Here is a 1,593-nt window from a genome sequence, read left to right on the forward strand (position 1 = left end):
TTTCTACAAGCTTTTTATGTTTTTTTAGAATTTCTTGACGAGAACTTTCGCCTTGTACTTGCAAAGCCCAGCCTCGTTTTATGAACTCTGAAGACAGCGCTTCTGCGACTTGGTTCATCTGCCAGTATGAGGAGAATAATACCAAGTTGGCCTTTTTGTCTTCTAAGTACTTAGGCAAGATCTCAATAAGATATTCAGTAAATTGAGGTGCCGATGGTTCGTACTTCATTGCCGGTATGAGTAACTCAGCTTGGTTTTGATAATCAAAAGGCGAAGCGAGTGCCAAAAACTGAGTCCCAGATTCTGGCTTTCCATCAATGCCTACTTGATGGCAAAAATAGTGGAAAGAGTTCAACGCTCGCATTGTTGCTGAAACTAATACGGCACCAATACAACGACTCCAAATCTGTTGGTCTAGCTGCCATCCAATCTCAAGAGGGGAGACACTCACAATAAAATCGCCTTCACGATCGGGGTGAGTTTCTAGCCATCTCGCTAAAGGCGCTCCTTTTTCTCGTGTTGGCTCTGCCATTAAATGCCAAACTTGAGCGAGGTTCTCTAGTCGTTGAATATAGAAACCTAGTTCAGCGAGCGCAGGCTCGGCCAATCTTGCCGCGAGTTCGCCATCTTTGACTCTTTCTGCAATAAGATCGGCGATTTTCGCGACGCTTTGGTTTGCTTTCTTGCTGAACTGCTTTAGCTCTTTAGATTGGTTTTCTAGCCAAGTTGGCAGTTCGCCATGTTCAAAGCGGTAGATGCCTTCTTCAAACTGAGCTGGGTCGAACTGTTTAGTCAATTGAGTGAGCGCAGGTATTAAGTTTTGCACGGAGTCTTGCAAGTCATTGCGGAAACGAGCGACACGTTTCTCATCAGCCAGTGATGAAAATTTACTGATTGACTGATTCAGCTTCTCTAGCCACGCTGCTGCGCCTTTTAAACTCGCGGATGCTGAAGCGTGATCACGGGCGACGTGAGGCAGGTGGTGAGCTTCGTCAAAGACATAAATCGTATTTTCTGGCTCTGGTAAGATTACGCCACCACCTAAGTCAGCATCAGCCATAACGAGAGAGTGATTCGCGATGATCACGTCATGTTTATCTAACTCAGAGCGAGCCTTTTGAAACGGGCACCCTCTGTGACCTGGCAAACTGTTATTACAGCTGTGTTTGTCGCTGACAATCAATTGCCAGATGCGGTCGTCTATGGGTTTAGGCCAAGCGTCGCGGTCACCATCCCATTTCCCTTGAGCGAGTGAGCGATACATGGTTTCCAGTAATTCAATGTCTTTTTTCTTTGGCTTGGTCTCAAACATCGCTAGTTGACCGCCATCCACACCACTGGCTGTTGCGAGCTTTTCTGCGCAGCAGTAGCGCTGCCTACCTTTGGCAAGAATGAAAGAGAATTCTCGGTCTGTAATACGACGGAATAGAGGAAGGTCTTTATTCACTAGCTGTTCTTGAAGCGCGACGGTTGCCGTTGAGATAACGACTTTGCGGTTGTTATGCACGGCAACTGGTATAGCGGCCATCAAATAAGAAAGTGACTTACCGATCCCTGTGCCTGCTTCTGCTACCAGTATTCGATTTGACTTAT

Annotated in this window: 1 protein-coding gene; it reads right to left on the bottom strand. The window is 46.4% G+C overall.

What is annotated here, in order from left to right:
- On the bottom strand, window positions 1-1,593 hold a 1,593-nt coding region (dinG, locus tag R8N28_RS24325; RefSeq protein ID WP_318183560.1), incomplete at both ends, for an ATP-dependent DNA helicase DinG.

It is taken from the genome of Vibrio sp. Vb1554 (assembly GCF_033344235.1).